The organism is Paenibacillus xanthanilyticus (assembly GCF_042682185.1).
Classification (GTDB): Bacteria; Bacillota; Bacilli; order Paenibacillales; family Paenibacillaceae; genus Paenibacillus_Z; species Paenibacillus_Z xanthanilyticus.
The window spans coordinates 56,903-80,719 of sequence record NZ_JBHUHA010000002.1; the positions used below are offsets into that span (position 1 = coordinate 56,903).

23 protein-coding genes are annotated in these 23,817 nt (G+C 55.6%); 4 read left to right on the forward strand and 19 right to left on the reverse strand.

Going from position 1 to position 23,817, the window contains the following annotated elements; genetic code table 11:
- Positions 1 to 65: 65 nt before the first annotated feature.
- A complete protein-coding gene (locus tag ACFSKT_RS17295) occupies positions 66 to 1,037 on the reverse strand; it encodes a metal-dependent hydrolase (protein WP_377719734.1) in 972 nt (323 codons plus the stop codon).
- Positions 1,038 to 1,248: 211 nt separating this feature from the next.
- On the opposite strand from ACFSKT_RS17295, the gene tlp reads away from it, so the two are divergent.
- Positions 1,249 to 1,464: a small acid-soluble spore protein Tlp gene (tlp, locus tag ACFSKT_RS17300; RefSeq protein ID WP_377719733.1), complete on the forward strand. Its 216-nt coding sequence runs from the start codon at positions 1,249 to 1,251 to the stop codon at positions 1,462 to 1,464.
- A 114-nt stretch (positions 1,465 to 1,578) separates the two neighbouring features.
- On the opposite strand, the gene rnz is transcribed toward tlp, so the two are convergent.
- Both rnz and metH read right to left on the reverse strand, forming a co-directional pair.
- Positions 1,579 to 2,505 (reverse strand): ribonuclease Z, encoded by a 927-nt coding sequence (rnz, locus tag ACFSKT_RS17305; RefSeq protein WP_377719732.1) that lies wholly within the window; start codon positions 2,503 to 2,505, stop codon positions 1,579 to 1,581.
- A 152-nt stretch (positions 2,506 to 2,657) separates the two neighbouring features.
- Positions 2,658 to 6,098: a methionine synthase gene (gene metH / locus ACFSKT_RS17310; protein WP_377719731.1), complete on the reverse strand. Its 3,441-nt coding sequence runs from the start codon at positions 6,096 to 6,098 to the stop codon at positions 2,658 to 2,660.
- A gap of 166 nt (positions 6,099 to 6,264) precedes the next feature.
- Between metH and ACFSKT_RS17315 the strand changes: the two genes are divergently transcribed.
- Complete coding sequence (locus tag ACFSKT_RS17315) at positions 6,265 to 6,804, forward strand: 1,2-dihydroxy-3-keto-5-methylthiopentene dioxygenase (protein ID WP_377719730.1); 540 nt, start codon at positions 6,265 to 6,267, stop codon at positions 6,802 to 6,804.
- A gap of 80 nt (positions 6,805 to 6,884) precedes the next feature.
- Here ACFSKT_RS17315 and ACFSKT_RS17320 read toward each other — a convergent pair whose 3' ends face one another.
- The 5 genes from ACFSKT_RS17320 to ACFSKT_RS17340 all read right to left on the reverse strand — a co-directional run bounded on the left by ACFSKT_RS17320 (position 6,885) and on the right by ACFSKT_RS17340 (position 10,056).
- On the reverse strand, positions 6,885 to 7,670 hold the full coding sequence (locus ACFSKT_RS17320; RefSeq protein ID WP_377719729.1) for an HAD family hydrolase: 786 nt from the start codon (positions 7,668 to 7,670) through the stop codon (positions 6,885 to 6,887).
- 19 nt (positions 7,671 to 7,689) lie between these two features.
- The gene (locus ACFSKT_RS17325; RefSeq protein ID WP_377719728.1) at positions 7,690 to 8,211 is read right to left on the reverse strand and encodes an MFS transporter; all 522 of its coding nucleotides are present in this window, start codon (positions 8,209 to 8,211) and stop codon (positions 7,690 to 7,692) included.
- A gap of 133 nt (positions 8,212 to 8,344) precedes the next feature.
- Positions 8,345 to 9,331 (reverse strand): aldo/keto reductase, encoded by a 987-nt coding sequence (locus ACFSKT_RS17330; protein WP_377719727.1) that lies wholly within the window; start codon positions 9,329 to 9,331, stop codon positions 8,345 to 8,347.
- Positions 9,332 to 9,380: 49 nt separating this feature from the next.
- Complete coding sequence (locus tag ACFSKT_RS17335) at positions 9,381 to 9,569, reverse strand: DUF896 domain-containing protein (protein WP_377719726.1); 189 nt, start codon at positions 9,567 to 9,569, stop codon at positions 9,381 to 9,383.
- A gap of 106 nt (positions 9,570 to 9,675) precedes the next feature.
- The gene (locus tag ACFSKT_RS17340; RefSeq protein ID WP_377719725.1) at positions 9,676 to 10,056 is read right to left on the reverse strand and encodes a LysM peptidoglycan-binding domain-containing protein; all 381 of its coding nucleotides are present in this window, start codon (positions 10,054 to 10,056) and stop codon (positions 9,676 to 9,678) included.
- 190 nt (positions 10,057 to 10,246) lie between these two features.
- On the opposite strand from ACFSKT_RS17340, the gene lexA reads away from it, so the two are divergent.
- Positions 10,247 to 10,867 carry a transcriptional repressor LexA gene (lexA, locus tag ACFSKT_RS17345; protein WP_377501706.1) on the forward strand — a complete coding sequence of 207 codons (621 nt, stop codon included), beginning with the start codon at positions 10,247 to 10,249 and terminating at the stop codon, positions 10,865 to 10,867.
- Positions 10,868 to 11,070: 203 nt separating this feature from the next.
- Positions 11,071 to 11,244, forward strand: coding sequence for a hypothetical protein (locus ACFSKT_RS17350; protein ID WP_377719724.1), 174 nt, complete (start codon positions 11,071 to 11,073; stop codon positions 11,242 to 11,244).
- A 211-nt stretch (positions 11,245 to 11,455) separates the two neighbouring features.
- Here the strand turns inward: ACFSKT_RS17350 and ACFSKT_RS17355 are convergent, their stop codons facing one another.
- From ACFSKT_RS17355 to hfq, 11 genes are all read right to left on the reverse strand, one after another.
- Positions 11,456 to 12,538, reverse strand: coding sequence for a peptidylprolyl isomerase (locus ACFSKT_RS17355; RefSeq protein WP_377719723.1), 1,083 nt, complete (start codon positions 12,536 to 12,538; stop codon positions 11,456 to 11,458).
- 228 nt (positions 12,539 to 12,766) lie between these two features.
- Positions 12,767 to 14,095, reverse strand: a complete 1,329-nt coding sequence (glnA, locus tag ACFSKT_RS17360; RefSeq protein ID WP_377719722.1) for a type I glutamate--ammonia ligase — start codon at positions 14,093 to 14,095, stop codon at positions 12,767 to 12,769.
- A gap of 39 nt (positions 14,096 to 14,134) precedes the next feature.
- Positions 14,135 to 14,545 carry a MerR family transcriptional regulator gene (locus ACFSKT_RS17365; RefSeq protein WP_148931177.1) on the reverse strand — a complete coding sequence of 137 codons (411 nt, stop codon included), beginning with the start codon at positions 14,543 to 14,545 and terminating at the stop codon, positions 14,135 to 14,137.
- 62 nt (positions 14,546 to 14,607) lie between these two features.
- The gene (locus ACFSKT_RS17370; RefSeq protein WP_377719721.1) at positions 14,608 to 15,912 is read right to left on the reverse strand and encodes a methionine gamma-lyase family protein; all 1,305 of its coding nucleotides are present in this window, start codon (positions 15,910 to 15,912) and stop codon (positions 14,608 to 14,610) included.
- Positions 15,913 to 15,967: 55 nt separating this feature from the next.
- Positions 15,968 to 17,260, reverse strand: coding sequence for a GTPase HflX (hflX, locus tag ACFSKT_RS17375; protein WP_377719720.1), 1,293 nt, complete (start codon positions 17,258 to 17,260; stop codon positions 15,968 to 15,970).
- Between the two features lie 25 nt (positions 17,261 to 17,285).
- Complete coding sequence (locus ACFSKT_RS17380) at positions 17,286 to 18,272, reverse strand: AAA family ATPase (protein ID WP_377719719.1); 987 nt, start codon at positions 18,270 to 18,272, stop codon at positions 17,286 to 17,288.
- Between the two features lie 162 nt (positions 18,273 to 18,434).
- Complete coding sequence (locus tag ACFSKT_RS17385; RefSeq protein ID WP_377719718.1) at positions 18,435 to 19,109, reverse strand: YdcF family protein; 675 nt, start codon at positions 19,107 to 19,109, stop codon at positions 18,435 to 18,437.
- Positions 19,106 to 19,663, reverse strand: coding sequence for a ribonuclease FAU-1 family protein (locus ACFSKT_RS17390; protein ID WP_377719717.1), 558 nt, complete (start codon positions 19,661 to 19,663; stop codon positions 19,106 to 19,108). Before ACFSKT_RS17390 ends, ACFSKT_RS17385 begins: the two co-directional genes overlap by 4 nt.
- Positions 19,664 to 19,868: 205 nt before the next feature.
- Positions 19,869 to 20,612, reverse strand: a complete 744-nt coding sequence (locus ACFSKT_RS17395) for a peptidylprolyl isomerase (RefSeq protein ID WP_377719716.1) — start codon at positions 20,610 to 20,612, stop codon at positions 19,869 to 19,871.
- Between the two features lie 3 nt (positions 20,613 to 20,615).
- Positions 20,616 to 23,366 carry a PBP1A family penicillin-binding protein gene (locus ACFSKT_RS17400; protein WP_377719715.1) on the reverse strand — a complete coding sequence of 917 codons (2,751 nt, stop codon included), beginning with the start codon at positions 23,364 to 23,366 and terminating at the stop codon, positions 20,616 to 20,618.
- A gap of 207 nt (positions 23,367 to 23,573) precedes the next feature.
- Entirely contained in the window at positions 23,574 to 23,816 is a 243-nt protein-coding gene (gene hfq, locus ACFSKT_RS17405) for an RNA chaperone Hfq (protein WP_148931185.1), read from the reverse strand.
- Between the last annotated feature and the right edge of the window lies 1 nt (position 23,817).

Genomic DNA, 23,817 nt, shown 5'->3' on the forward strand with positions numbered 1-23,817 from the left:
TCTTTAAGAAAACGCGCAAAAAACCGCCATTCCGACGTCGACGGAATGGCGGACTTCCTCCAAGCTTATACGTGAGGCGGCTCCCACGTTTTTTTGTCCCAGCCGATCCGCTCGCGCAACACGTTCAGCTGCGGGTCGAGCGTCACGGCCGTGCCAAACGGCATTTTGTTGTTGGTCCAGAAGCGGACGTCGCTCCAGACGACCTCGTACCCTTCGGCGACGGGCGAGACGTTCACGTGGATGCGGTCGGCGAATCCGAGGAAGGTCCGCACGACGTCGGTTCCCAAGGTCGCTCGCGCCTGCGGCGGCAAGCTGTCCTCCGGCGTCTTCGGCATGACGGCCTCCTCAATAATGATGCCGTCTCTCACCTTCCCCATACGAAACGAATTCCCCATCTCCGCCGTAAACTGCCAGACGCGTCCGGAGAGGCTGGGCAGCAGCGAAATTGTCCCGGCGGACGGGTAGACGCCGCGGACGATGCGCATCGTCCGGCCATGCACGGCGAGCCGCCATATAATATACAAGGCGGTCAATCCATACGAGACCGCAAATAAAGGGGCAGGCGCAACGTCCAGGAACAGCCAAGCAATCGCGGATACCGTATGGAGCGCGAATAAATACGGATCAAACAGACAAAGCGCGTCCAGATGCCACCATTTTCGCGAGAAAGGCCGCAAGCATTGTACCCCGTAGCCGTTCAATAAGTCTAACGCGATATGAAAACAAACCGCGGCAAACGTCCAAAGTACGAGCGTGGGCAGAAATGACCACTGGTCGAAAATCGCAGCCGAACCGCAGCCAATCAACAACGCCCATACGATAGGCGCCGGCAGCGAATGCGTCACTCCACGATGGGTTCGAATGTAGGCCGCCTTCCCTTTCAAGCGCATGAACGAATCGAAATCCGGCGCATGGCTGCCGATCATCGTGGCCGATACCATTGCAGGCAGCAGCTCCGGATGAGCGGCGACGTGCGGATCGACCGCGGCTAACCCCGCCAGCGTCAAACCGAATAACAAATGGCTCCCGGTATCCATTCTCTCGTCCTCCCGTTCAAATGAATCTTCCGCACCATCAGTGTAGCGCCCGATCATCAGCCAAACGTTTCCGTCAGATGAGGAAATTGTAAGGGGACAAACATTCGCCTCCCCCCCATTCGGCGCATATTCCCTTCTCCGTCCGCGCAAGCTAGTTCGGGTTGAGCTTCAACGGCACGACTACATGAATTGTGTATGGGAGGCATTCACGATGGCTAAACCGGATAACCGCGCCGACAATGTCGCGCACCTGCAGCAGCATGTTCAGAACACGGAGCAAAACCTGCATGAAGCCCAGCAATACTTGGACGAGCATGCGGACGAAATTTCCGCCACCGAGCTGAACGACATTCAAGTCAAAAACGAGCACCGCAAAGAAAGTCTTCAAAAGTTCAGATCGGAAATTCAAGACGAAGCGAACCAATAAGCCGGACGCTTCGCAAAACGCACGAAAATCCCCCGGGCGCCAGCGCTCGGGGGATTTTGTCGTTCTATTCGGTGGTTAAATTTTGTTGTCCGGCAAAGAAGATGCTCAATCGATTTACTGCTGCCTCGCGATCGAAATTTCCATATAATCCTCGGCGGCCACGGAGTCGGGAATAAGTCCTTTGGCTGCTTCGACCAGCTCCAGCAGCGCATTCGCATCCAGCCTGGAGCTGAAGTGCGTTAGCGCTAATTTCTTCGCGCCTGCGCGCGAAGCGATCGTGGCCGCTTGCAGTACCGTGGAGTGGCCGTAAGCCGCCGCCTTCTCTTCCATGCCGGCCGCGAACGTCGCCTCGTGCACGAGCAGATCGGCATCCCGCGCAAGACGGACCGCTTCCTCGCATGGACGCGTATCGCCAAGGATCGTCACGATGCGTCCCTTCTGAGGTGGACCTAAGACGTCCGCAGACCGAATCCACGCGCCGTCCTCCAGTTGTACGTCCATTCCCCGCTTTAGTTGGCCGTAAGCCGGCCCCGGCTTCAGACCGAGATCCGCGAGCGCGGCAAGATTAAGCGCGCCCGGCGTGTCCTTCTCTTCGATCCGGTAGCCGTAGCAAGGTATCCGGTGTTCGAGCGGGCCCGCCGTCACTTTGAAGCGCTCATTGTCCACGATGATGCCCGGCTCGATCTCGTTCACGGACAGCTCGTATTCGATATGCGAGCCGCTAATTTGGAACACCGCATTCAAGTAAGCCTGCAGTCCGGGAGGTCCATAGATCTGCAGCGGCACCGCGCCTTCAAAATACGAACGGCTGCTCAGCAAACCCGGCAACCCGTATAAATGATCGCCGTGCAAATGGGTAATGAATATTTTCTCCAGCCGATTCAGCTTGTACTTCGTTCCAAGCATCCGGTGCTGCGTCCCCTCGCCGGCGTCGAACAGCCAGAACGTATGCAGCGGCTCCGGCAGCATGAGCGCGGCTGATGTCACGTTGCGCGCCTTGGTCGGGCGTCCGGCGCTTGTTCCGAAAAAGGTAAGATGCAAGACGGAACCTCCTCTCTTCGCGAAATGGCTTATGTATAGCAATACCCTCCAAGCGGCGGAACGTATTCCGCTGTTTGAAGGGTATGATGGCGCGATTGATTGCCGGTATAACGCCTCTGCAGACGTCTACGCGGCAATCGGGCCGCCCGCGATCAAGTTTTGTCGATATTGAAATATTTCGCCTCGGGATGCGCGAACACCATCGCCGATACGGAAGCCTCCGGCTCCATCATGAAGCCCTCGGTCAGCTCTACGCCGATATCCTGCGGTTTCATCAGATCGAACAGCAGCTCTTGGTCCTCGAGATTCGGGCACGCCGGATAGCCGAACGACACCCGGATGCCTTGGTAACGAGCACCGTGACGCTGCTTCATCGTCATCTCCGGCGGATCCGGGAAGCCCCACGTATCGCGCATCATGTGGTGGACTTGCTCGGCTAGGCCTTCGGCCACTTCAAGCGCGACCGACTGAAGCGCATGGGAACGAAGGTAATCGCCCTTGTCCTTCCACTCATTCGCCAGATCGCGCACGCCTTGACCGGCGGTTACGACGAGGAAACCGACATAATCCATGACGCCGCTCTCGACCGGCTTCAAGAAGTCCGCCAGACACAGATACGGATCCACCTGCTGGCGCGGGAACGTGAAACGTTTGATTTCGTTGGCCGGATTCTCCGGGTCGTAAATAATAATATCGTTGCCCGACGACTGCGCCGGGAAGAAACGATACATCCCGTGCGCTTGAATAATGCCGTTCGCCACGCCTTCCTGCAGAATGCCGTCCACCGTTTCTTTCAGATTGACGGCTTTCTCGTTGCCTTCCTTCAGGAGCTGATCCACGCTGCCCTTCAATCCCAAATGGTGGCCGAGCAGCATCTGCATATTGACGTACGGCACGATTCGCGTAAGCGGCACATTGCGTAATACGTGACGGTTCAAGTCCGGCGGAATATAGACCGGCGCGTCTTGCGAAATATTGGAGCGAACCGCGCGGCTCAATTCAGGCAGCGGCTTGCGTTCCTCTTCGAATGCATGTCCGGATGCTTTGAGCTCCGCCAATTCGGCTTCGTAGGTTTTGCGATGCTCCGGATCTACGAGCTTGTTCGCGATATCGAGCCCGTCCATCGCGTCTTTGGCGTACAGCACGAGGCCGTCGTATTCCGGGCTGATGCGGGTCTTCGTAAACTTGCGCGTCAGCGCGGCGCCGCCGACTAGGATCGGCGCGTCGATGCCCGCGTTGCGCATATCCTGCGCCGTGACGACCATCTGCTGCGCGGATTTGACGAGCAAGCCGGAGAGGCCGATCGCGTCCGCCTTTTCTTTCCGGTAAGCTTCGATAATCTGCTCTGGCGGCACCTTGATGCCCAGGTTGATAATTTGGTAGCCGTTGTTCGACAAAATGATCTCGACGAGATTTTTGCCGATATCGTGAACGTCGCCCTTAACCGTCGCCAGAATGATTTTGCCTTTCACCGACGTCTCGTCCTTCTCCATGAACTGCTCGAGATGGGCGACCGATGCTTTCATGACCTCCGCGCTTTGGAGCACCTCGGCCACGATCAGCTCGTTGTTGTTGAACAAACGGCCAACTTCTTCCATGCCTTTCATCAGCGGACCGTTAATGACCTCCAGCGCGGAGTATTTCTTGAGCGCTTCGTCCAGGTCGGGAATGAGCCCTTCCTTCGTTCCTTCGACGACATAAGAAGCGAGCCGCTCCTCCAGCGTCAAATTCGACGCCTTCTCCTTCTTCTCGATCTTCTTGTCGCGGAACGCGGCCACGAAAGCGGCGAGCGTCTCGTCGTTCGTGTTGTAGATCAAATCTTCCGCCAGCTTGCGCTCGTCTTCCGGAATGGAGGCATACCGCTCCAGCTTCTCCGTGTTGACGATCGCGTAATCGAGGCCCGCCTTCGTACAGTGATACAAATAGACGGAGTTCAGCACTTCGCGGCCTGCGTCGGGCAGACCGAAGGAGATGTTGCTGAGGCCGAGTATCGTCTTCGCCTTCGGATATTTCGCCTTAATCATCCGAATGCCTTCAATGGTCTCGACGGCAGAGCCGATGTACTGCGGATCGCCCGAGCCGACCGGGAACATATTCGGGTCGAAAATAATGTCTTCCGGCGCCATGCCATACTTGCCGGTAAGCAGCTCATAGGAGCGCGTGGCGACTTCCATCTTCGCTTCGCGCGAAACCGCCTGGCCGCGCTCGTCGATCAAGATGCACACGACAGCCGCGCCGTATTGGTGAATCAGCGGCAGAATCTTCTCGAATTTTGATTCGCCGTCTTCCAGGTTGATGGAATTGATGACGGCTTTGCCCTGCGAATATTTGAGTCCGAGCTCGATGATATGATCGTAGGTGGAATCGAGCATGAGCGGCACTTTGATCTTCTTGACGACCTGCGGCAAGAACTGATGTACCGCATAGGCTTCATCGATATCCGTATCCTGCAAGTTGATATCGATAATATGGGCGCCGCCCTTTACCTGCGCTCTCGCGATCTCGGAAGCCTCGTCGAACTTGCCTTCTTTAATGAGGCGCTTGAATTTGCGGGAGCCGGAAATATTCGTGCGCTCGCCGATCATGATCGGTCGGTTCTCGTCTTCGATGAACACCGTCTCGATGCCCGAGACCGCCGGCGGGTGATCGCCCAGCTTGGTCCGAGGCGGGTATTTCGACAGCGTCTCCGCCATGGCCCGGATATGATCCGGCGTCGTGCCGCAGCAGCCGCCCGCGATATTCAGCCAGCCCTGTTCGGCAAAATCCGCGATTTTGCGCGCGAGCGAAGCCGGCGACTCGTGATACTGCCCGTTCTCGTCCGGTAAGCCCGCGTTCGGATAACAGCTGATCGCCGTACGCGCGATTTCCGACAAGGAACGGATGTGATCGCGCATGAATTCCGGTCCGGTCGCGCAGTTCAGTCCCATGGAGATCGGATTCAAATGCTCGAGCGAGATATAGAACGATTCGATCGACTGACCGGCCAACGTCGTTCCCATCGGCTCGATCGTCCCGGAGATCATGATCGGCAGCGTCACGCCCGTCGTCTCGAACGCGCGGCGGATGCCGATGCTGCCCGCCTTGACGTTCAGCGTATCCTGCGACGTCTCCAGCAGCAGGGCATCCACGCCGCCGTCGATGAGCGCGACAGCCTGTTCCCAGTAGCTCTCGACCAGCTCGTCGAACGTGACGCCGCCCGTCACGGACAACGTCTTCGTCGTTGGTCCCATGGCGCCCGCGACATAACGCGGATGATCGCTCGTCGAGAATTTGTCCGCCGCCTTGCGCGCGATCGAAGCCGCGGCCAGGTTGATTTCCCTGGCCTTCTCGGGAATATCGTATTCGGCCAGCACGACGCTGGCCGCTCCGAACGTATTCGTCTCGAGAATGTCCGCGCCGGCTTCCAAGTACGCCTCATGAATGTCCTGAATGACATCCGGACGCGTCAGCACGAGCATCTCGTTACAGCCCTCCAGCTCTTCGCCGCCAAAATCAGCGGCGCCTAGATCGCGCTGTTGAATCATCGTGCCCATTGCACCGTCGAGAATCAAGATGCGACGGCCCATCATTTCTTGAATGGTCGGTTTCGTCATCGGTGAACTTCTTCCTTCCCGCCTTCAACTATAGAACCCCAAAATCATTAACCCTTAGTCTACCAGAATCGACATCGGGTGAAAAGGTTCTAATGTCGACAGGGGTTGTGTTTTATACTATAATTATTCTTATCGGAAATAAAGTCCAACGAAACGAGGGATTGGAATGGCTGAAATTCGTATCCGCAATACTGACGAACGCATTCAAGGCGAGGAGAACGTCCGCGCATTTCTTGAGAATCAAGAGGTTCTGTACGAACATTGGAATACCGACAAACTGCCGGAAGAGCTTCGCGAGAAGTTCGTTCTGACCGACGACGAGAAAGCGCAAATCCTCTCCGTGTATGACGAGGACATCCGCGATCTGGCAAGCCGCCGCGGCTACCGTACGTGGGATATCATCTCCCTCTCCGACGCAACGCCTAACCTGGACGAACTGTTGAAGAAGTTCGAATCGGTCCATACACATACGGAAGACGAAGTCCGTGCAATTACGGCGGGAAAAGGCATTTTCATCATTAAAGGCACCGACGATGTCGGCTACTTCGACGTCGAGCTCGAAGCCGGCGACGTTATCTCGGTACCGGAGCACAAGGCGCACTTCTTCACGCTGATGGAGAACCGTCAAATCGTTGCCGTACGCCTCTTCATCGAGACGGAAGGCTGGATTGCGCACCCGTACGCGGACCCTTCGTTCCAGAAATAATTCATACCTAACCAATAACCCCCGCTCTCCTAGGAGAACGGGGGTTGTTTTGCGTTTCCTTCGTTGGGAACGCGCGAAGTTTAGGCCAGCAGCGGCAGCAGCTCTTCGAGATGCTTGATTTCGTGGGTAGGAATGATTTCGTCCGTCCGGACCGCGCCATGACGGTTGACCCATACGGAAGTCATGCCGATCGTGTTCGCGCCCAGAATATCGGTCGTCAGCTTGTCTCCGACCATAATGCCGTCCTCCGGCTCGATGCCCAGACGCTCTAACGCGTGTTTGAAAATCGAAGCAGCCGGCTTCCCTTCGCCGAACGTGCCCGAAATGATAATATGATCGAAGTACGGCGCAAGCTCCGGCACGCCATCGAGCTTCTCTTGCTGCAAATCCGGCGAGCCGTTCGTCAGCAGCAGCAGCATGTATTTGCCCTTGAGCTGCTCGAGCAGACGGAAAGTTTCTTCATAGACATACGGACGCTTGCGGCGCTCTGCCGGGAACTGCTCGGCCAGCTCCGCGCCTAATTCCGGATGGTCGATACCAAGCGCCTTAAGACCGCGCGTCCACGATTCGCGGCGGTAGAGAGGCGCGAGCTGCTGGAGCTTGCGGAACTCCTCCTGCTCGCCGGCCAAGAAATTCGCCCACAAGCCTTCGAAGGGATTGATGCCGATCATTTTGGTGAACGGGAATGTCTCGTACGATGCATACAACTCGCGCGCCGCTTCCCGCACGGCAGCTTCCAACTCCTTGGCATTCAGGCCCGTTCGGGCCGCTCCCGATTCACAGGTTGCATCGAATGCTTCCTGCACGCTGCGCTCGTCCCACAACAGCGTATCATCCAAATCAAACAGTACGGCTTTCTTCGGCATGCTTCATTTGCACTCCAGTCTAATTTTTCTCGTTGAACGGTATGTTATGGACGGCTGCGAACGCGCGAAGGCGTTCCGCCATCTCATCCGTCGGATATCGGTTGATCATGCGGCTAAATACCCAATTTGCGCCCTTCTGCTGCTCGATGACGACCGAACCTTTCTGTACGCTGATCGCCTTGATGGCAACCGTATATAGATTGCGGTCTCCGCCGAAACGGCGCGTGCGGACATAATCCTTGCCAACCGACAGATAAGGGCGGCGAAGAATGAAGATAACTGCCATCAGCACGTAAAGGCCGATCGTCACCCAATACATCGCGCCCGCATCTTTGTAATAATCCGACGTGAACGTCGTAATGACGTACATCCCGATGAAGAGAACGAGGAATGCCGGCATGATAAAACTGCGGCCTTTGAACGTATCCAATTTTTCCTCTGTCTTTTGCACATGAAGCGGCGTCTGGCCGTATTTCTTGCGCTGCTTATTCAGCTGTGTCTGGTTTTTGCGAACTTTGCGTTCCCAGGATCTTGATGACAAATGGGGAGCCTCCTAATTTACAGGTAGATAGAGATCGGGGATCGCGCTCGACGCGCAACCCCCAGGCTATTACGGATGATGCCTGTTTTTGGTTTCATGCGATTCTACTCGAACCCCGATTGAACCCAGCGCCTTAAAACGGCCGTGCGAATTTCTCGATAAATCGATTCGGATACTCCGAAGGCAGCTTGCTTACTTCGTCCAGGCGGTCGTACAGCTCACGCGGAAGCGTCCAGCCGACGGCGCCCATATTATCCTCGAACTGCTCCAACGTGCTTGCGCCGAAGATCGGAGAGGTGATCCCTTGGCGGCTCAACAACCACGCGAGCGAAATTTGGGCCGGCGACTTATCCAGCTCTCCGGCGATCTTCCGGACTTCCTCCAAGATCGCGAAGTTCTTGTCCGAGTTACGCAACGCCCACGAGCTTTCACCAACCTTGGACGTCAGCCTGCCTGCCGTTGGTTCTTCCCGGTTATATCGGCCGGTAAGAAAACCGCCTCCAAGCGGCGCCCAAGGAATGATGCCGATATTCTCCTCGCGGCAGAGCGACATCATCTCGCGGTCCATCTCCCGGCTAACCAAGCTATACTGGGGCTGAATGGAAATGAAACGAACGTACCGGTTCATATCGCTGACGGCCAAAGACTTCATCAGCTGCCACGCGAAAAAGTTCGAGCACCCGATATAGCGGACTTTGCCAGCGGTCACGAGATCATCCAACGCGCGGAGCGTCTCTTCGATCGGCGTCGCGTGATCCCATACATGTACCTGGTACAAGTCGATGTAATCCGTCTGCAGACGCTTCAAACTGGCATCGACGCCATCCATGATATGCTTGCGGGAGATTCCCGCCCCGTTCGGATGATCCGCGGTTGGCATCCGGACCTTCGTGGCGAGCACGACTTCCGAGCGGCGGCCTTGGATCGCTTTGCCGACGATCTCTTCGGAGCGGCCGGAGACGTATACGTCCGCGGTATCCAGGAAATTGCCGCCTTTCTCAAAAAAACGATGAATCATCTCAACGGAGTCCTGCTCGCTCGTCGTATTGCCGAACGTCATCGTGCCTAGGCACAGCTCCGACACTGCAAGTCCGCTTCTACCTAATAAACGGTATTCCATATCGACATTCCTCCTCGTATTCGATCCAACGGCTCGAGGTCTTGATGTCTTAATGTTTGATGTTGTCTTCCTCGTCCTCGACAAACTTGATATTATCCAGCTGCCCGCGGAAGTTCCGTTTGAAATTGTCCAAATATTGTTTGCGCAGCTCGGCGCGTTCCGCTGTCTCTTCCTCCGTTAACCCCACGGTCTTATGCTTGCGCGACAGCTCGTTTATACGTGCGATGATTTTCTCCAAAGTGGTACGCCTCTCTTTCCGTAACGCTCATGCTAGTCAACATTCCACTCTTTACTTTGACATTTTTGCTCGTCCATTGTCAAGACAACAACAAAAAACGGCGAACCTAGTGGTCCGCCGGAATGATTAAGCTCTGGCCTGCATGCAACGCTCTCTCTCGAAGCCCATTGCGCTGCTTGATGGAGTAGATGACTTCGCGGATATCCTCGCCGCTGCCCTTCACTTCGCTTGCGATCGCCCAAAGCGTATCGCCGCTGCCAACTACGATAACCTGTTCGGATGCCGTCGGCGCTTCCGGAATGGCTGTAGTCGCATTGCCTTTCATAATCATGAATCCGATAAAAAGAAGGAAAAAGAACGCAACGACTGTCGTGAATTTCGCAATATGGCTTGCTCTCAACTTTTTGACGCGTTTGTTCGCTGCCGTGCGTCTTGCCGTACCTTGTTTCCGTTCCGTGTATGTATAAGTAGAGACCGTGTTTACCATATTCGATTCCCCCAAACGTTTGTTCTGTTCTCGATGAACTAAGAATAACACGAACACTCGTTTGGTGTCAACGACATTTGGAACATTTGTTCGCACCCCGATGCGAACTTGTGTTTCTCGAACTTATGTTTGTACGAACTCCGGTTCTGTGTTATAATTTGACACAAATGAACTTATGGAGTGATCTCGTTTGTCGAAACTTTCCAACCGCCAGCAGGCGATACTCGAATTCATCAAGACCGAGGTTCGGGAGAAGGGCTACCCGCCTTCCGTCCGTGAAATCGGCGAAGCGGTCGGACTAGCCTCCAGTTCGACGGTTCACGGCCATTTGGACCGGCTAGAGAAGAAGGGCTTGATCCGCCGCGACCCGACGAAACCCCGCGCCATTGAAATACTGGACTCCGATATGGAGAGCATCCCTTTCCCGCTCGCGATCGCCAAAGTACCCGTGGTCGGTAAAGTTACGGCCGGCCTACCGATTACGGCAACCGAGAATATCGAAGATTACTTCCCTCTGCCTGCTGATCGCGTCGGAGACGACAACGTCTTCATTCTGAACGTTATGGGCGAGAGCATGATCGAAGCAGGCATTCATGATGGCGATTATGTAATCGTCCGTCAGCAGCAGACGGCGAACAATGGCGAGATCGTTGTCGCGATGACCGAGGATGACGAAGCAACCGTCAAGACGTTCTATAAGGAACGCGATCACATCCGTCTTCAACCTGAGAACTCGACGATGGAGCCGATCCGGCTGCGCAACGTGACGATTCTCGGCAAAGTAATTGGACTCTTCCGCGATATCCATTAATCGAACAGGTAATCGAACAGGCAGACCTTACGACGATAGACGTCGTCAGGTCTGCCTGTTTCTTTTGCTCTCATGTTCGTTCACGCATAATAGGCATCATAACGACTTGACCAATTCAGGCTTTCGCATGCGAACGTTCGTCCAATCGATTCGAACCATGGCATCATAGCATAACGTATTCCAGTTCGATCGAGGTGATGAAGTTGCTGACGAAACTGAAACAACCCGGTTTGATCATCGGAATCCTTGGCGCGGCCAAACTGCTGCTCGACAGCGCCGGCATTCAAATTCCGGACGAGACGATCAATGATCTTGCAAACGGTATCAGTGCCGTTCTTGTCGTCATTTCTATTTTCGTCGATCACGGAAAATCCTAAGCTCCGCCTTCTTCATCTTAGCCGGCCTCGTGCCGGCGAACGGGAAGCCGCCTTGTGCGCGCTTCTTTTTTGTATTCACTTCTCTTCGGCGCATGCGCATGTCACTCGCAGTCGTTAACAAAGAGAAGAACCCTGATGCACATGGCTTCTAGGGTTCTTCATCTTGGTCATTCATGGTCGTCGGGGTGGCGCAGGCAATCCTTCGCCTTCACTACCTCCCATTAAGCGTATTCGTAATTTGCGCTTTAGACTTTAGTTCTTCCAGCAACTGAGGCGAAAGCTCCGCAATCTTCTGGCGGATGAGCTGTTCTCGAATTTCCGCTTTTTTGCCTTCAAGCGTAGCGGCCTTTGCTTCCTTATAGCCGGTTACTTTGATAATGTGGAAGCCAAACTCAGTCTCGATCGGTCCGCCCAGCTCTCCAACCTTTAGCGAAAACGCAGCTTCTTCAAACTCAGAAACCATTACGCCTCTGCCGAAGAAACCAAGATCGCCTCCGGTTCCCTTACTGCCCGTGTCGGTCGATTGTTCTTTCGCCAGCTTCGCAAAATCCGCGCCTCCCTTCAGCTGCATCATAATTTCATCGGCTTGTGCTTTCGTGGAGACCAAAATATGCGAAGCTTTCACTTCCTCAGGCTGATCGAACATCGCTCTATTGGCCTCAAAATATTGTTTCACTTCTTCATCGGACACTTTCGCACGCAGCTCCACGAGCTTGCGAATACGTAACTGCATCGGTATTTGCTTCTTCAAATCTTCGAGTGTCATGTTCGATTGCTGAAGAGCAGCATGAAATTCCGAATCGGAGGAGAACTGCTTCTTGATCTGCGCCATTTCCGCATCCACATCTTTGTCGCTGATGACGATCCCCTTCTTCTTCGCCTCCTGCTTCACAAGCTCTTCTTGTATCAGGTTGTCCAGCATTTGGGATCCGCCGACTGCGGCCATCGCTGCGTAAAGCTGATTTTTGGTAATGGGAACGCCGTTAACTGAACCGACCACGCCATTGCCTTCATTGCCTAAAGGCGACGAATCTGGTTTGCTCGCAATCATCACAGATTTCGTAGCACCATTATAATTGACTTCTGCACCAAGCATCTCAGCGGCAGAGCGGAGCGGGACGTAAGTAACCCCCTTAATGGATATAGGTTCAACGGTTGATTTTTTGCCATTTACGATCAAGGTCATTTTCGTGGCCGCATAGGCGCCTGCACCTGCTGCGAGCATCATGCCCGCGATGACCAGTGTCGTTATGCCCACTCGACGAAAAAGGATATTGCCCATAAGTTTACCCACAATTAAGCCTCCCGCTGTAATCTTTTCCGGATCTCTCCATAGTCTGAATCATTGCGTTTTATATCTGTAATCATAAAAAAAACTCCCTTCGAATTGCCAAACGACGCAAATCAAAGGGAGACTTTATTAAAAATATATAAGTGGTTTCCAGCTGTAGTTGAACAGCTTGATGCTGAAGCGCTGACTGAGATCATACCTCCGGACAACGCCAAGCCAAGGACATCTATTTTAGTACAGCGTCAGATATTGATCGCGCTCCCATTGGTGAACCTGGGTGCGGTACATATCCCACTCGATTTCTTTCAGCTCATAGAAGTGCGCAAGCGCATGGTCGCCGAGCGCGTCGCAGATGACCTCGTTGCGGAGCAGCTCGTCGAGCGCTTCCTTCAAATCCGACGGCAGGCTTGGAATACCTTCGTCGATGCGCTCTTCTTCGGTCATAACGTATACATTGCGGTCTACCGGCGCCGGAAGCGGCATTTTGTTCTTTATGCCGTCCAAACCTGCCTTCAGCATAACAGCGAGTGCCAGGTAAGGGTTAGCCGCTGGATCCGGATTCCGCACTTCGATGCGCGTCGACAGACCACGGGAAGCCGGGATGCGGATCATCGGGCTGCGGTTGCTTGCGGACCATGCCACATAACAAGGCGCTTCGTAACCCGGTACAAGACGCTTGTACGAGTTGATTGTCGGGTTCGTGATCGCTGCGAACGCGCGCGCATGGCGCAGAATGCCGGCCATGTAATAACGCGCCGTTTGGCTCAAGCCAAGCTTGTCGGACTCGTCATAGAACGCGTTCTCTTCGCCGCGGAACAGCGATTGATGCGCGTGCATGCCGGAGCCGTTCACGCCGAACAGCGGCTTCGGCATGAACGAGGCATGCAGGCCGTGCTGGCGGGCAACCGTCTTGACGACGAGTTTGAACGTTTGAATTTGGTCGGCCGCCAGGATGGCATCCGCATATTTGAAGTCGATCTCGTGCTGGCCCGGAGCAACCTCATGATGGGAGGCTTCGATCTCGAAGCCCATCTCTTCCAGGGTCAGCACGATTTCGCGGCGGCAATTCTCGCCGAGATCGGTAGGGGCCAAATCGAAGTAGCCGCCTTGGTCGTTCAGTTCCGTCGTCGGTTCGCCCTTCTCATCCGTCTTGAACAGGAAGAACTCCGGTTCCGGTCCGACGTTCATCGCCGTGAAGCCCATCGCTTCCGCTTCTTTCAGCGCACGTTTCAGAATGCCGCGCGGATCGCCGGCGAACGGCGTGCCATCCGGCATGTACACGTCACAGATAAGACGCGCGACGCGGTTTTCCGTTACCCACGGGAAAACAACCCACGTGTCGAGGTCCGGATAAAGGTACATGTCGGATTCTTCAATACGAACATAACCTTCGATGGAAGAACCATCGAACATCATTTTATTATCGAGCGCTTTCTGCAATTGGCTGACCGGAATTTCCACGTTCTTGATCGTGCCGAGCAGGTCGGTAAATTGAAGACGGATAAAACGGACGTTCTGTTCCTTCGCAATACGGGTGATGTCCTCTTTCGTGTAGCTCACAGAATCATCTCCTTCATGGATTAGTGTTAGATCGCTGCGTTATTTCTTGTTGTAGAAACGGGACAGCTGGCCTTGGATCAACGATGCTTTGCCCGGCCGTTTCTCAAGCAGCTGCTGCTTGAGCAGACGGTGAAGCTGCGCATCCGACAGCTCGCGACGTTTCACTTCCGACTGGTCGGTGACGACGGTTGCTTCCTCGGATTCCTTTGAAACCGGATTCATCACTTGCTTAATACCGGCAATATTGACGCCTTTCTCAATTAAAGATTTGATCTCAAGCAGTCTTTCGACGTCATTGAATGAGAATAGCCGTTGATTGCCGGATGTACGTGCAGGAACGATCAGCTCGTGCTGTTCATAATAACGTATTTGCCGTGCGGTCAAGTCCGTCAGCTTCATGACGATCCCGATCGGAAACAACGCCATATTTCTGCGAATATCATCACCCATGTCGCATCAACCTTCCAGTTCTGAATATATACCCCTATTGTAACTCCTCTACCAAAAAAGTGTCAAGTTGTGTGAGGTTTAATTACAATTAACTTTCGCTCCGCGAGAGTGTGAAGGGCATTCAGCACGCCGTATTTGACATGGGCATACGTTAAACCGCCTTGCATGTAAGCAATGTAAGGCTCCCGAATGGGCGCATCGGCCGATAACTCCAAGCTGCCACCCTGCATGAACGTACCTGCCGCCATGATGACAGGATGCTCGTAGCCGGGCATGTCCCATGGTTCGGGGACGACGTGCGAATCTACGGCCGCCGCCTTCTGGATCCCTTGCACGAACGCGATCAGCTGTTCCGGCCGTTCGAAGCGAACCGCTTGAATCAAATCGGTGCGAGGCGCTTCCGGACGAGGACTGCTGTCAAAGCCGAGCCGCTCGAAAATCGCGGCCGCCAAGACGCTTCCCTTCAAGGCTTGTCCCACCGTGTGTGGAGCCATGAACAGGCCTTGATACATGGAGCGGAGCGTGCCGAGCGTAGCGCCTACTTCGCCGCCGATCCCCGGCGCCGTCAGCCGGTATGCCGTCAGTTCGACTGCTTCCTTCGTGCCTGCCACGTAACCGCCGGTCGGCGCCAGTCCGCCGCCCGGGTTTTTGATAAGCGAGCCTGCCATGAGGTCAACGCCGACTTGCGTTGGCTCCAGCTCTTCCGTGAACTCGCCGTAGCAGTTATCGACGAAAATTCGAACGTCAGGTTTCATTCCTTTAATGCGACGCACCATGTCCGCAATGTCCGCCACGGTAAAAGAAGAACGCCAATCATATCCTCGGGACCGCTGAATGCCGATGACCTTCGTTCGGTCAGTCAGCTTCGCCGCCACGCCATCCCAGTCGATGCCGCCGTCATCCAGAAGCGCGACCTCGTCGTAGCCGATGCCGAAATCCTGAAGCGACCCTTTGCCATCGCCGGGCTTGCCGATGACCTTATGCAAGGTGTCGTATGGTCTTCCCGTTATGTACAGCAGTTCGTCTCCCGGCCGCAGCAGTCCGAACAACGCGCAGCTGATCGTATGCGTGCCGGAGACGAAATGGGGACGAACGAGCGCAGCTTCCGCTCCGAACACGTCGGCGTAGACCAAGTCTAGCACCTCCCGGCCCGAATCGTTATAGCCGTACCCGGTCGACCCGTTAAAATGAAAATCGCTTACTTTATGACGCTGAAAAGCGCGAATTACTTTCCATTGATTGCGTTCCGCGGTCCGATCGAGCGATCGAAAGATCGAGCTTAGGCGCTCTTCCGCTTCTTCTGCCCAGCCGAGCAGCGTTTCCCACTGCTCCTGCCGGGGTTCCTCATGTCTTGCGAAGTCATTCACAACCGTTGTCTCTCCTTATGTCTCCAATGCGAAATCTGTGCACGAAAGTACTATTTTACGCTTGTTCGACGAATTCGTCCAGCTTGTGGCCATGCTGCTCGTAGTCCTGTTTATTCAACGCCACCGTCAGCCGAAGAATCTCGCCGTTCACCTCGAGCTCGATCACTTCTCCGGCACGGTGGGCAAGCGCGACCAAGTCTCCCCGCTCGGCCGGGAACAAGAACGTTCGCGTCGCGCCCGTCACCTTGCTTTGCACAAGATCAAGCAGCCTGCCGCGATCGTCGGCATCGTAAGCGTTCATCGCGATGGCATCCCCGCTGCTTGCCGGCAGCAGCTCGGAGCCGTCTGCCACGCACAGGTCAATTTTGTTATATACCGTGATTTGCGGCTTGCCGGAAGCCCCGAGCTCGCCTAAAATCCGGTCAACGACAGCCATCTGCTCATTCCGCATCGGCGAAGAACTGTCGACGACGTGCAGCACCAGATCGGCTTCGTTTACCTCCTCGAGCGTGGCGCGGAAAGCCGCGATCAAATCCGTCGGCAGGTTCTGGATGAATCCAACCGTATCGGTCAGCACGATTTCCTTGCCGCTTGGCAGCTTCAGGTTCCGCGAAGTCGGGTCGAGCGTCGCGAACAGCTGATTCTCGACGTAGACGTCGGCATTCGTCAGCTCGCGCAGCAGCGTCGATTTGCCCGCATTCGTGTAGCCGACCAGGGCAACTTGGATGACACCGGATTTCTTCCGACGTTCGCGGTGCAGCGTCCGGTGGCGAACCACTTCTTCCAGTTGGCCTTTCAGATCGGAGATGCGGTCCCGGATATGACGGCGATCGGTCTCGAGCTTCGATTCACCCGGGCCTCTCGTGCCGATCCCGCCGCCCAGACGCGAGAGGTTCTTGCCGTGTCCCGACAAACGCGGCAGCAAATAACTAAGCTGGGCGAGCTCGACCTGGATAATCCCTTCGCGCGTCTTCGCGCGCTGCGCGAAAATATCGAGTATCAATTGCGTGCGGTCGATAATCTTCAAGTCCAACGCTTCTTCCAGGTTCCGTACTTGCGCCCCGGACAGCTCCTGGTCGAAAATGACCGTCGTCGCATTGAGCTCCTCCGCCGCCGCGCGGACCTCCTCGACCTTGCCTTTGCCGATGAACCATTTGGAGTCCGGCGTTTCTTTGTTTTGGGTGAGTGACGTCAGCACAAGCACGCCCGCCGTCTCCGCTAAGTTGACAAGCTCCTGTAGGGAATGCTCCGGATCGCCTGATGCGCGTTTGACTTCGTTCGTTATGAGGCTCACTAATATGGCGCGGTCCTGCATCTCGTGCTCGGTTTCGTAGGTGGTAGGTCGCATCCTTCTTACGCAGCTCCTTTCGAAATTAGCCTTTCGCGTCCCAACGAAGATCTTCCGGCCGAATGGCCATCAGCTCCTGCTTGCCCGGCGAAGCGCTCGGGTATTGATGCAGCAGGCGAACCGCTTGGTGCCGGAAGCCCTTCTCGATAATATTACGCACATAACGTGCATTGCTAAACGAATACAGCGACGCCGTTTTCTCGGCCATCAAATGCTGCCTGAGCTTGAAAAGCGCTTGAGGCATCAGCGTATATTCGCGGTCCTTGGCCATCAGTTCGGCGATTTGGATGAGTTGATCGATGCTGTAATCCGGAAATTCGATCTGGATCGGGAATCGCGACGGTAGACCGGGATTTGTCATCAAAAATTGTTCGATCTCCAGCGGATAGCCTGCCAGAATAAGCACGAACTGGTTGCGATTGTCCTCCATCGCTTTCACTAACGTGTCAATCGCTTCCTTGCCGAAATCCTTCTCTCCGCCCCTGGCCAGACTGTAAGCCTCGTCGACGAACAACACCCCGCCGATCGCCTTCCGGACGAGGTCTCTCGTCTTCTGCGCCGTATGGCCGATATATTCGCCTACCAGATCGGCCCGTTCCACCTCGATGAGATGGCCTTTGGACAGTACGCCCATTTTGTTGAACAGCTTGGCGACGATGCGGGCAATGGTCGTTTTGCCGGTCCCCGGATTGCCCTTGAAAATCATATGATAGACATGCGAACCGCTCGCAAGCCCCGCTTCTGTCCGCATCCGGCTCACTTGCAGCAGCGCGTAGATTTCATAAATAAGCAGCTTGACATTATCCAAACCCACCATGGCGTCCAGTTCCTTGCTAATGTCCAAATACGGATCGCCAGGCGTCTGCGGCTTGACCGCCACCGGTGGCTCGGGCTCCAGCGTGGGAGCAGCACCGGTCGCTACGTAAGGCTCGTGACTGCGAAGCACGACATTAATCTGCCTGGAAGGCCTTGCGCCTCCCGTTTGCCCGGCTGTACCGGCTCGTTCGTTCATTGCCCGATCACCTATCCTTCGTATCCTGTTTCGTCCGGCGTCTTCGCAGCTGATTAATGCTGGTGCCTTATGCGAGTCTAGCTCACGTACGCCGCACTACCCATTGTATTCTTGCAGAATGGGGCATATTAACAGATTCGGGATAAGCATCAAGCACTTGATTTAGAAGCTGCCCGGCCAGCGAACGCCCATGCGCATGAGCAGCTCGTCGAGCTTCCATTTGGTGTAGGCCAGCACCTCGCGTGACTGGTTGTACGTCGCCGATAGCTTCACCGATTTGGTCCCGGCCGTCACCGTGTTCGTATAGCCTAAGTATTCCGCGATATCGGCAGACCGGGAAGCATGGTAATCGTGCGTGACGATAATGAGGCTGTCCCAGTCATGCTTCGCTGCGATCGGCTGACTGAAACGCAAGTTCTCGTACGTGCTGCGCGCATCGTTCTCCAGGACGATCCGTTCCGTCGGTACGCCTTTGGCGACCAGATAATCCCGCATCCCCTCCGCTTCGGTCAGCTTCGATCCGTTGTGATCCAAGCCGCCGGACACGATAAAATGCTGGACATTGCCCTGCTTGAACAACGTATAGGCATAATCCAGCCGTTCCTGCAAACCCGGGCTAGGCTTGTCCTTCCAGAGCGCGGCGCCCAGTACGATCGCCGCGTCGGCCTTCGGAAGCGGTTTCGGCAGCGTATAGCCGTTGATTGTCCACAGCAGATAGCCGAACCAGAAGGCGAGCAGCGCGCATCCGGTAAAGGCGACGCGGAGAAGCAGCGCAAAAACGCGAAACCGCCTTTTTTTGCGCTGCTTCTTACGCGGCTTAACGGCCGGTGCCGTCATGATTCGCTCACCTCGCCGTTCTGAACGACAAGCGTCTTGCGGTGCTTCAAGCTTAACGTGAAATAACGGAATCGGCCGCTCTTGATCGACGACAGCAGACGTCCGGCCGTCTTGCGCGCGAGCGCTGCGTCCTTGTTCGTCACCGTGCCGTGCCGCACGGCATCCTCCAGTTCGTCCTCGTCGAGAAGAAACACTTCGCCGCTAGGGAGAACGACGACGTCCAAATACAGATCGTCGAACCAGGGAACCTGCTGATCCGTGAGCCCTTGGGTTTTGCAAATATCGATATACCACTGTACGACCCGGTTCTTGTCATCAAACATCGTCGTGACTACGAAATGCTCGCCCTTGGGAAAATGCTGCATCCATAAGTAACCCCGGTCAGCCAGGCAAAGCCGTCGACCATTGTATTCTTTCCAAAGCGGTTCGCGCAATTCGTGAATGCGATACAACGTCACAAGTCCTCTAAACTCGTCGCCGTCCATCGTCAGACACGTGTAGCTTCTGCGCAGGATGCGTCGCCAGTTGGCTCGGTCTGAAAATTTTCTCTTCATACGGAACGACCTTTCCGTTAGGATCGCAAGGAACCCTTCGTTATCGTGTAGCGTGTTACTAGTATATTCCGTTTCATTAAAAAAAGCTTACCATAATCTAACGGCCATCTCCAGCCAGCGCCTAAAATAAACCTGGCCTGCCTTGTCCCGCAGCTTCACTTGTCAAGACGCAAAAAAAGGGAGCGAGGTTCGCTCCCTTCCTTGACTATTTCACTTCGATCGTAAGCCCGTCGATCGTCACTTCTTCCGTCGGCTGGCTAGGCTCGCCCTGCATGTTGGCTTCCACCGGCGTCTTGGAAATCGCGGTTACAACGTCCATGCCTTCCGTTACTTTGCCGAAGATCGTGTAGTTCGGCTGCATGTTCAGTCCGGCTGCATCCGGCCCCGTGCAAATGAAGAACTGGCTTCCGCCGGTATTCGGACCCGCGTTGGCCATCGCGACGATGCCTTCTTCATATTGATGGCCGTTATCCAATTCGTCCGGGATATCATAGCCCGGACCGCCTGTGCCGTTCCCGAGCGGATCGCCTGTTTGAATCATGAACGTCTCGATGATCCGGTGGAACTTGATGCCATCGTAGAACTTCTCGTTCGCCAAGAACACGAAACTATTGACCGTCTGCGGAGCGTCCTTCGCGAATAGCTCCACCGTGAAATCACCTTTGCTCGTCTTGAAGTGCGCCAAGTAGGTTTTGGACGTGTCAATGGACATCTCGGGCATTTTGTCCCACGACTTCGCTTGCGAGGCGGAATCGCTATCCTCCGCGGCTGTGTTCCCGCCGCTGTTTGCGGTATTGCCGGCGTTGCTTTCGGTTTGGGTTGTTCCGCCGCCCGTCGTGGCGTTCCCGCCGTTGTTTTCCTCGGCCTGCTGCTTCGCGCCGCAGCCAGCCGTCGCGGCGATGAGCGCTGCCGAGAGTAATAAAGTCATGAACAGCCGTTTGCGTTGCATCGTCTAACCTCCGTTATTTACTGGTTGTGTCGGCACCGCCGTCGGTTCGCCAGGCAATGTCGGCACGGTGCCGGCTTGCGTGTCCGTCGGCGGCTTCGTCGTATTCGTGCCGTTCGCCCCGTCGATCGGAGCGGTCGCCCCGGTGTTGTTCGGCGTCGTGCCGTTGCCGGCGCTTCCGTTCGCACCGCCCTGGGTACCGTTCGTACCTGTGCCTGCATTGCCGTCCTGCGGCAGCTCGCCGTTCGTACCGCCACCGTTCTGGCCGGCTCCCGGATCGGTCGACGGATCGGTCGTACCCGTACCGTCGTTCGCGCCAGTCCCGTCGTTCGTCCCGGTACCGTCGTTCACGCCAGATTCGCCGCCAAGCCCATCGTCCATGCCGTCTTCGGTTCCGTCGCCTTCCGTGCCATTCGAATTCTCGCCCGTGCCATTGCCTTGCGTACCCGAATCGTCCGGATTCTCGGGCTCGATCGGCTCTACCGGCTCGATCGGCTCCAGTTCTTCCTCAGGTATGGCGACCGTCAGATGGGCGGAAGCCCCGCTCTCGACGTCGGTCTTCGCATTATAGGCCGTGACGTAATACTCGAAGGTTAATCCCGGCGCGACGCTCATGTCGTTCACTTCCGTGCTGTCCAGCGCGTCCATGAGTCGCTTGAACTCCGTCTCGGACGCTTCCTTCCGGTAGACGCGATACGTCATGCCCTCGCCGTCGACCGGCGTCCACGACATCCGGATCATTTTGTTCTCGGCGTCGTAAGCCGCCTTGAAATCGTTCACGACGGTTACCGGCTGCTTCTCTTCCTCGACGTCCTTCGGCTTGTTAAAGTCGTTGACCGGCATGCCTTTCATCGCCGCTTTCATGACTTTGCCGAACATGGCCGCCGCTTGGGAGCTGCTTTTTTTGAGCAAATGCTTCTTGTCCGTCTTATCATAGCCCATCCATACGGCCGCCGTCCATTCTGCCGTATAGCCGGTAAACCAAGCGTCGCGGTTATAGCTCGACTTGTAGTTCGGGATGCCGTGCTGCGTCGTCCCCGTCTTGCCGGCGACCGGACGGTCGATTCGCGCCTGCGTGCCCGTTCCGCCTTTCTCCAATACCCCTTGCATAATATCGGTCATATACCAAGCGGATTGTTCGCTCATGATTCGTTTGGACTTCGGCGCTTCGTACGTATAGACCTCCGCGCCCGTCTTATCGACGATCCGCACGAGCGCGTGCGCATCGACCGACATGCCGCCGTTCGCGAATACGCTGTACGCGGTGGCCATCTGCAGCGGCGTTACGCCGTGCGTCAATCCGCCGAGCGCGATCGCCAAGTTGCGGTCCTGCGTCGCGTCCAGCTCGAAGCCGAGCTTCTTCGCGAATTCCAGACCGGTCTTCACGCCGATTTCGTTCAGGAGCCACACCGCGGAAGCGTTGCGCGATTCCTTGATCGACTGCGAGATCGGGATGGCGCCGATATATTTGTTCTTGTTCGAGTCGGTCGGGCAGTAGTCGCCGTAACACTTCTTCTCGTCCATGACCGTCGACCAAGGGAACCAGTCGCCCGTGGCGAGCGCGGGTCCGTATACCGTAATTGGCTTGAAGCCGGAGCCAGGCTGGCGTTCCACGACGGCGCGGTTCCACCCTTTGCGCACGTAATCCCGGCCGCCGACAAGACCTTGAATATTGCCATTCGAATGGTCGAGAATGACCATCGCGCCTTGGGCAAGCTGCTCGTCAACGCTCTTCTCGAAATTGTCCGCATTGGCGAATTCCTTCTCCATGACGGACTGCGCCTTCGGATTAAGCGTGGTGTAAATGCTGTATCCGCCCATATAGAGCTGCTCTTCCGTGATCTCGGGCACGCGCTCTGCGGCTTCTTCGATCGCATAGTCGACGAACGCCCAATATTTGTCCGCGTTCGCCGTGTCGTCCTTGCTGGCCGGCGGTTCGTATTGAAGCGCCTTGGCTTTCGCTTCCTCAGCCTGCGCGGCGGTAATATACTTCTGATTGGTCATCAGCTGCAGCACGACCGCCATCCGCTCGCGCGAGCGCTCCGGATTCCGGATCGGGTTGTAGGCGCTCGGCGCTTTCGGCAATCCGGCAAGCGTCGCGATTTCCCACAGCTCGAGATTGCCCAAGTCTTTATTGAAGTAGACCTTCGCGGCCGCTTTGACGCCGTAGGCGCGGTTGCCGAAGAAGATCCGGTTTAGATACATCGTCAAAATTTCGTCTTTCGTCTTCTTGTGCTCCAAGGCCACGGCGATCGACGCTTCCGTCGCTTTGCGGAAAAACGTCTTATCGTGCGTCAGGAACAAATTCTTCGCCAGCTGCTGCGTAATCGTGCTGCCGCCTTCGACGGCGCTGCGGGCGATGATATCCTTCACGACCGCCCGGCCGATCGACCATAGGTCGACGCCGTTGTGCTCCTCGAACCGGCGGTCCTCCGTCGCGATGAAGGCATCCTTCATCAGCTGCGGAATTTCGTCGAACTCCGCGATTTCGCGATTCACGCTCGCCAGCTTGGCGATCTGGTTGCCGTTGATATCGTAGACGATGGAGGCTTCCTCCATGTCCATCTTGTCCCAATTCGCGGCCAAGATCCGTTCGCCGTTCAATACGATCAGCAAGTAGCCGATAATACCGCAAATAACGGCAAGCGCCCCCGTGAAAAAGAGCCAAATCATCAGTTTCTTGCCGTTCATTTTTTTCTTGCCTTTCTTCTCCGAGCCTTTCTTCGATGTCCTTCTTACGCGCGGTCCATCAGCCATGAGCCGACTCCCCTCCTGCTTTGACGAGCGTATGCCCTCGTCTCTATTTATACCCAGTACTAGTAAACGGCAACGGCGGCACTTGAAACGGGTCCGCTCCTCAAACAGAAAAGAACAACCCTGCACGTGGCGGGTTGCTCTCTCGTGCCGTTATCCAATTAAACGCATCATGCCAAGAAAAAGTTTCATGCCAGTGAAGCGATTGCCTTACGCTTCGCTGCTAGGTTCCTGCTGCATGAGCGACACGTTGCGCTGCGGGGTAAACGTCGAAATGGCATGCTTGTACACCATTTGTTGACGGCCGTCCGTATCGATGACGATCGTAAAGTTGTCGAAAGCGCGGATGACGCCGCGAATCTGGAAGCCGTTCGTTAAATAGACCGTCACCGGGATGCTGTCTTTGCGGAGTTGATTAAGAAAAGTATCCTGAATGTTGATTGATTTGTTCATG

Bases quoted from the DNA above. Each gene is read 5' to 3' on its own strand.
- tlp (WP_377719733.1), top strand. From the start codon at position 1,249: ATGGCTAAACCGGATAACCGCGCCGACAATGTCGCGCACCTGCAGCAG.
- ACFSKT_RS17385 (WP_377719718.1), bottom strand. From the start codon at position 19,109: ATGACGGCACCGGCCGTTAAGCCGCGTAAGAAGCAGCGCAAAAAAAGG.
- metH (WP_377719731.1), bottom strand. From the start codon at position 6,098: ATGACGAAACCGACCATTCAAGAAATGATGGGCCGTCGCATCTTGATT.
- ACFSKT_RS17340 (WP_377719725.1), bottom strand. From the start codon at position 10,056: ATGGTAAACACGGTCTCTACTTATACATACACGGAACGGAAACAAGGT.
- ACFSKT_RS17380 (WP_377719719.1), bottom strand. From the start codon at position 18,272: ATGAACGAACGAGCCGGTACAGCCGGGCAAACGGGAGGCGCAAGGCCT.
- hflX (WP_377719720.1), bottom strand. From the start codon at position 17,260: ATGCGACCTACCACCTACGAAACCGAGCACGAGATGCAGGACCGCGCC.
- ACFSKT_RS17330 (WP_377719727.1), bottom strand. From the start codon at position 9,331: ATGGAATACCGTTTATTAGGTAGAAGCGGACTTGCAGTGTCGGAGCTG.
- hfq (WP_148931185.1), bottom strand. From the start codon at position 23,816: ATGAACAAATCAATCAACATTCAGGATACTTTTCTTAATCAACTCCGC.
- ACFSKT_RS17390 (WP_377719717.1), bottom strand. From the start codon at position 19,663: ATGAAGAGAAAATTTTCAGACCGAGCCAACTGGCGACGCATCCTGCGC.
- ACFSKT_RS17320 (WP_377719729.1), bottom strand. From the start codon at position 7,670: ATGCCGAAGAAAGCCGTACTGTTTGATTTGGATGATACGCTGTTGTGG.
- ACFSKT_RS17365 (WP_148931177.1), bottom strand. From the start codon at position 14,545: ATGGGTGATGATATTCGCAGAAATATGGCGTTGTTTCCGATCGGGATC.
- ACFSKT_RS17395 (WP_377719716.1), bottom strand. From the start codon at position 20,612: ATGCAACGCAAACGGCTGTTCATGACTTTATTACTCTCGGCAGCGCTC.
- ACFSKT_RS17315 (WP_377719730.1), top strand. From the start codon at position 6,265: ATGGCTGAAATTCGTATCCGCAATACTGACGAACGCATTCAAGGCGAG.
- ACFSKT_RS17400 (WP_377719715.1), bottom strand. From the start codon at position 23,366: ATGGCTGATGGACCGCGCGTAAGAAGGACATCGAAGAAAGGCTCGGAG.
- ACFSKT_RS17295 (WP_377719734.1), bottom strand. From the start codon at position 1,037: ATGGATACCGGGAGCCATTTGTTATTCGGTTTGACGCTGGCGGGGTTA.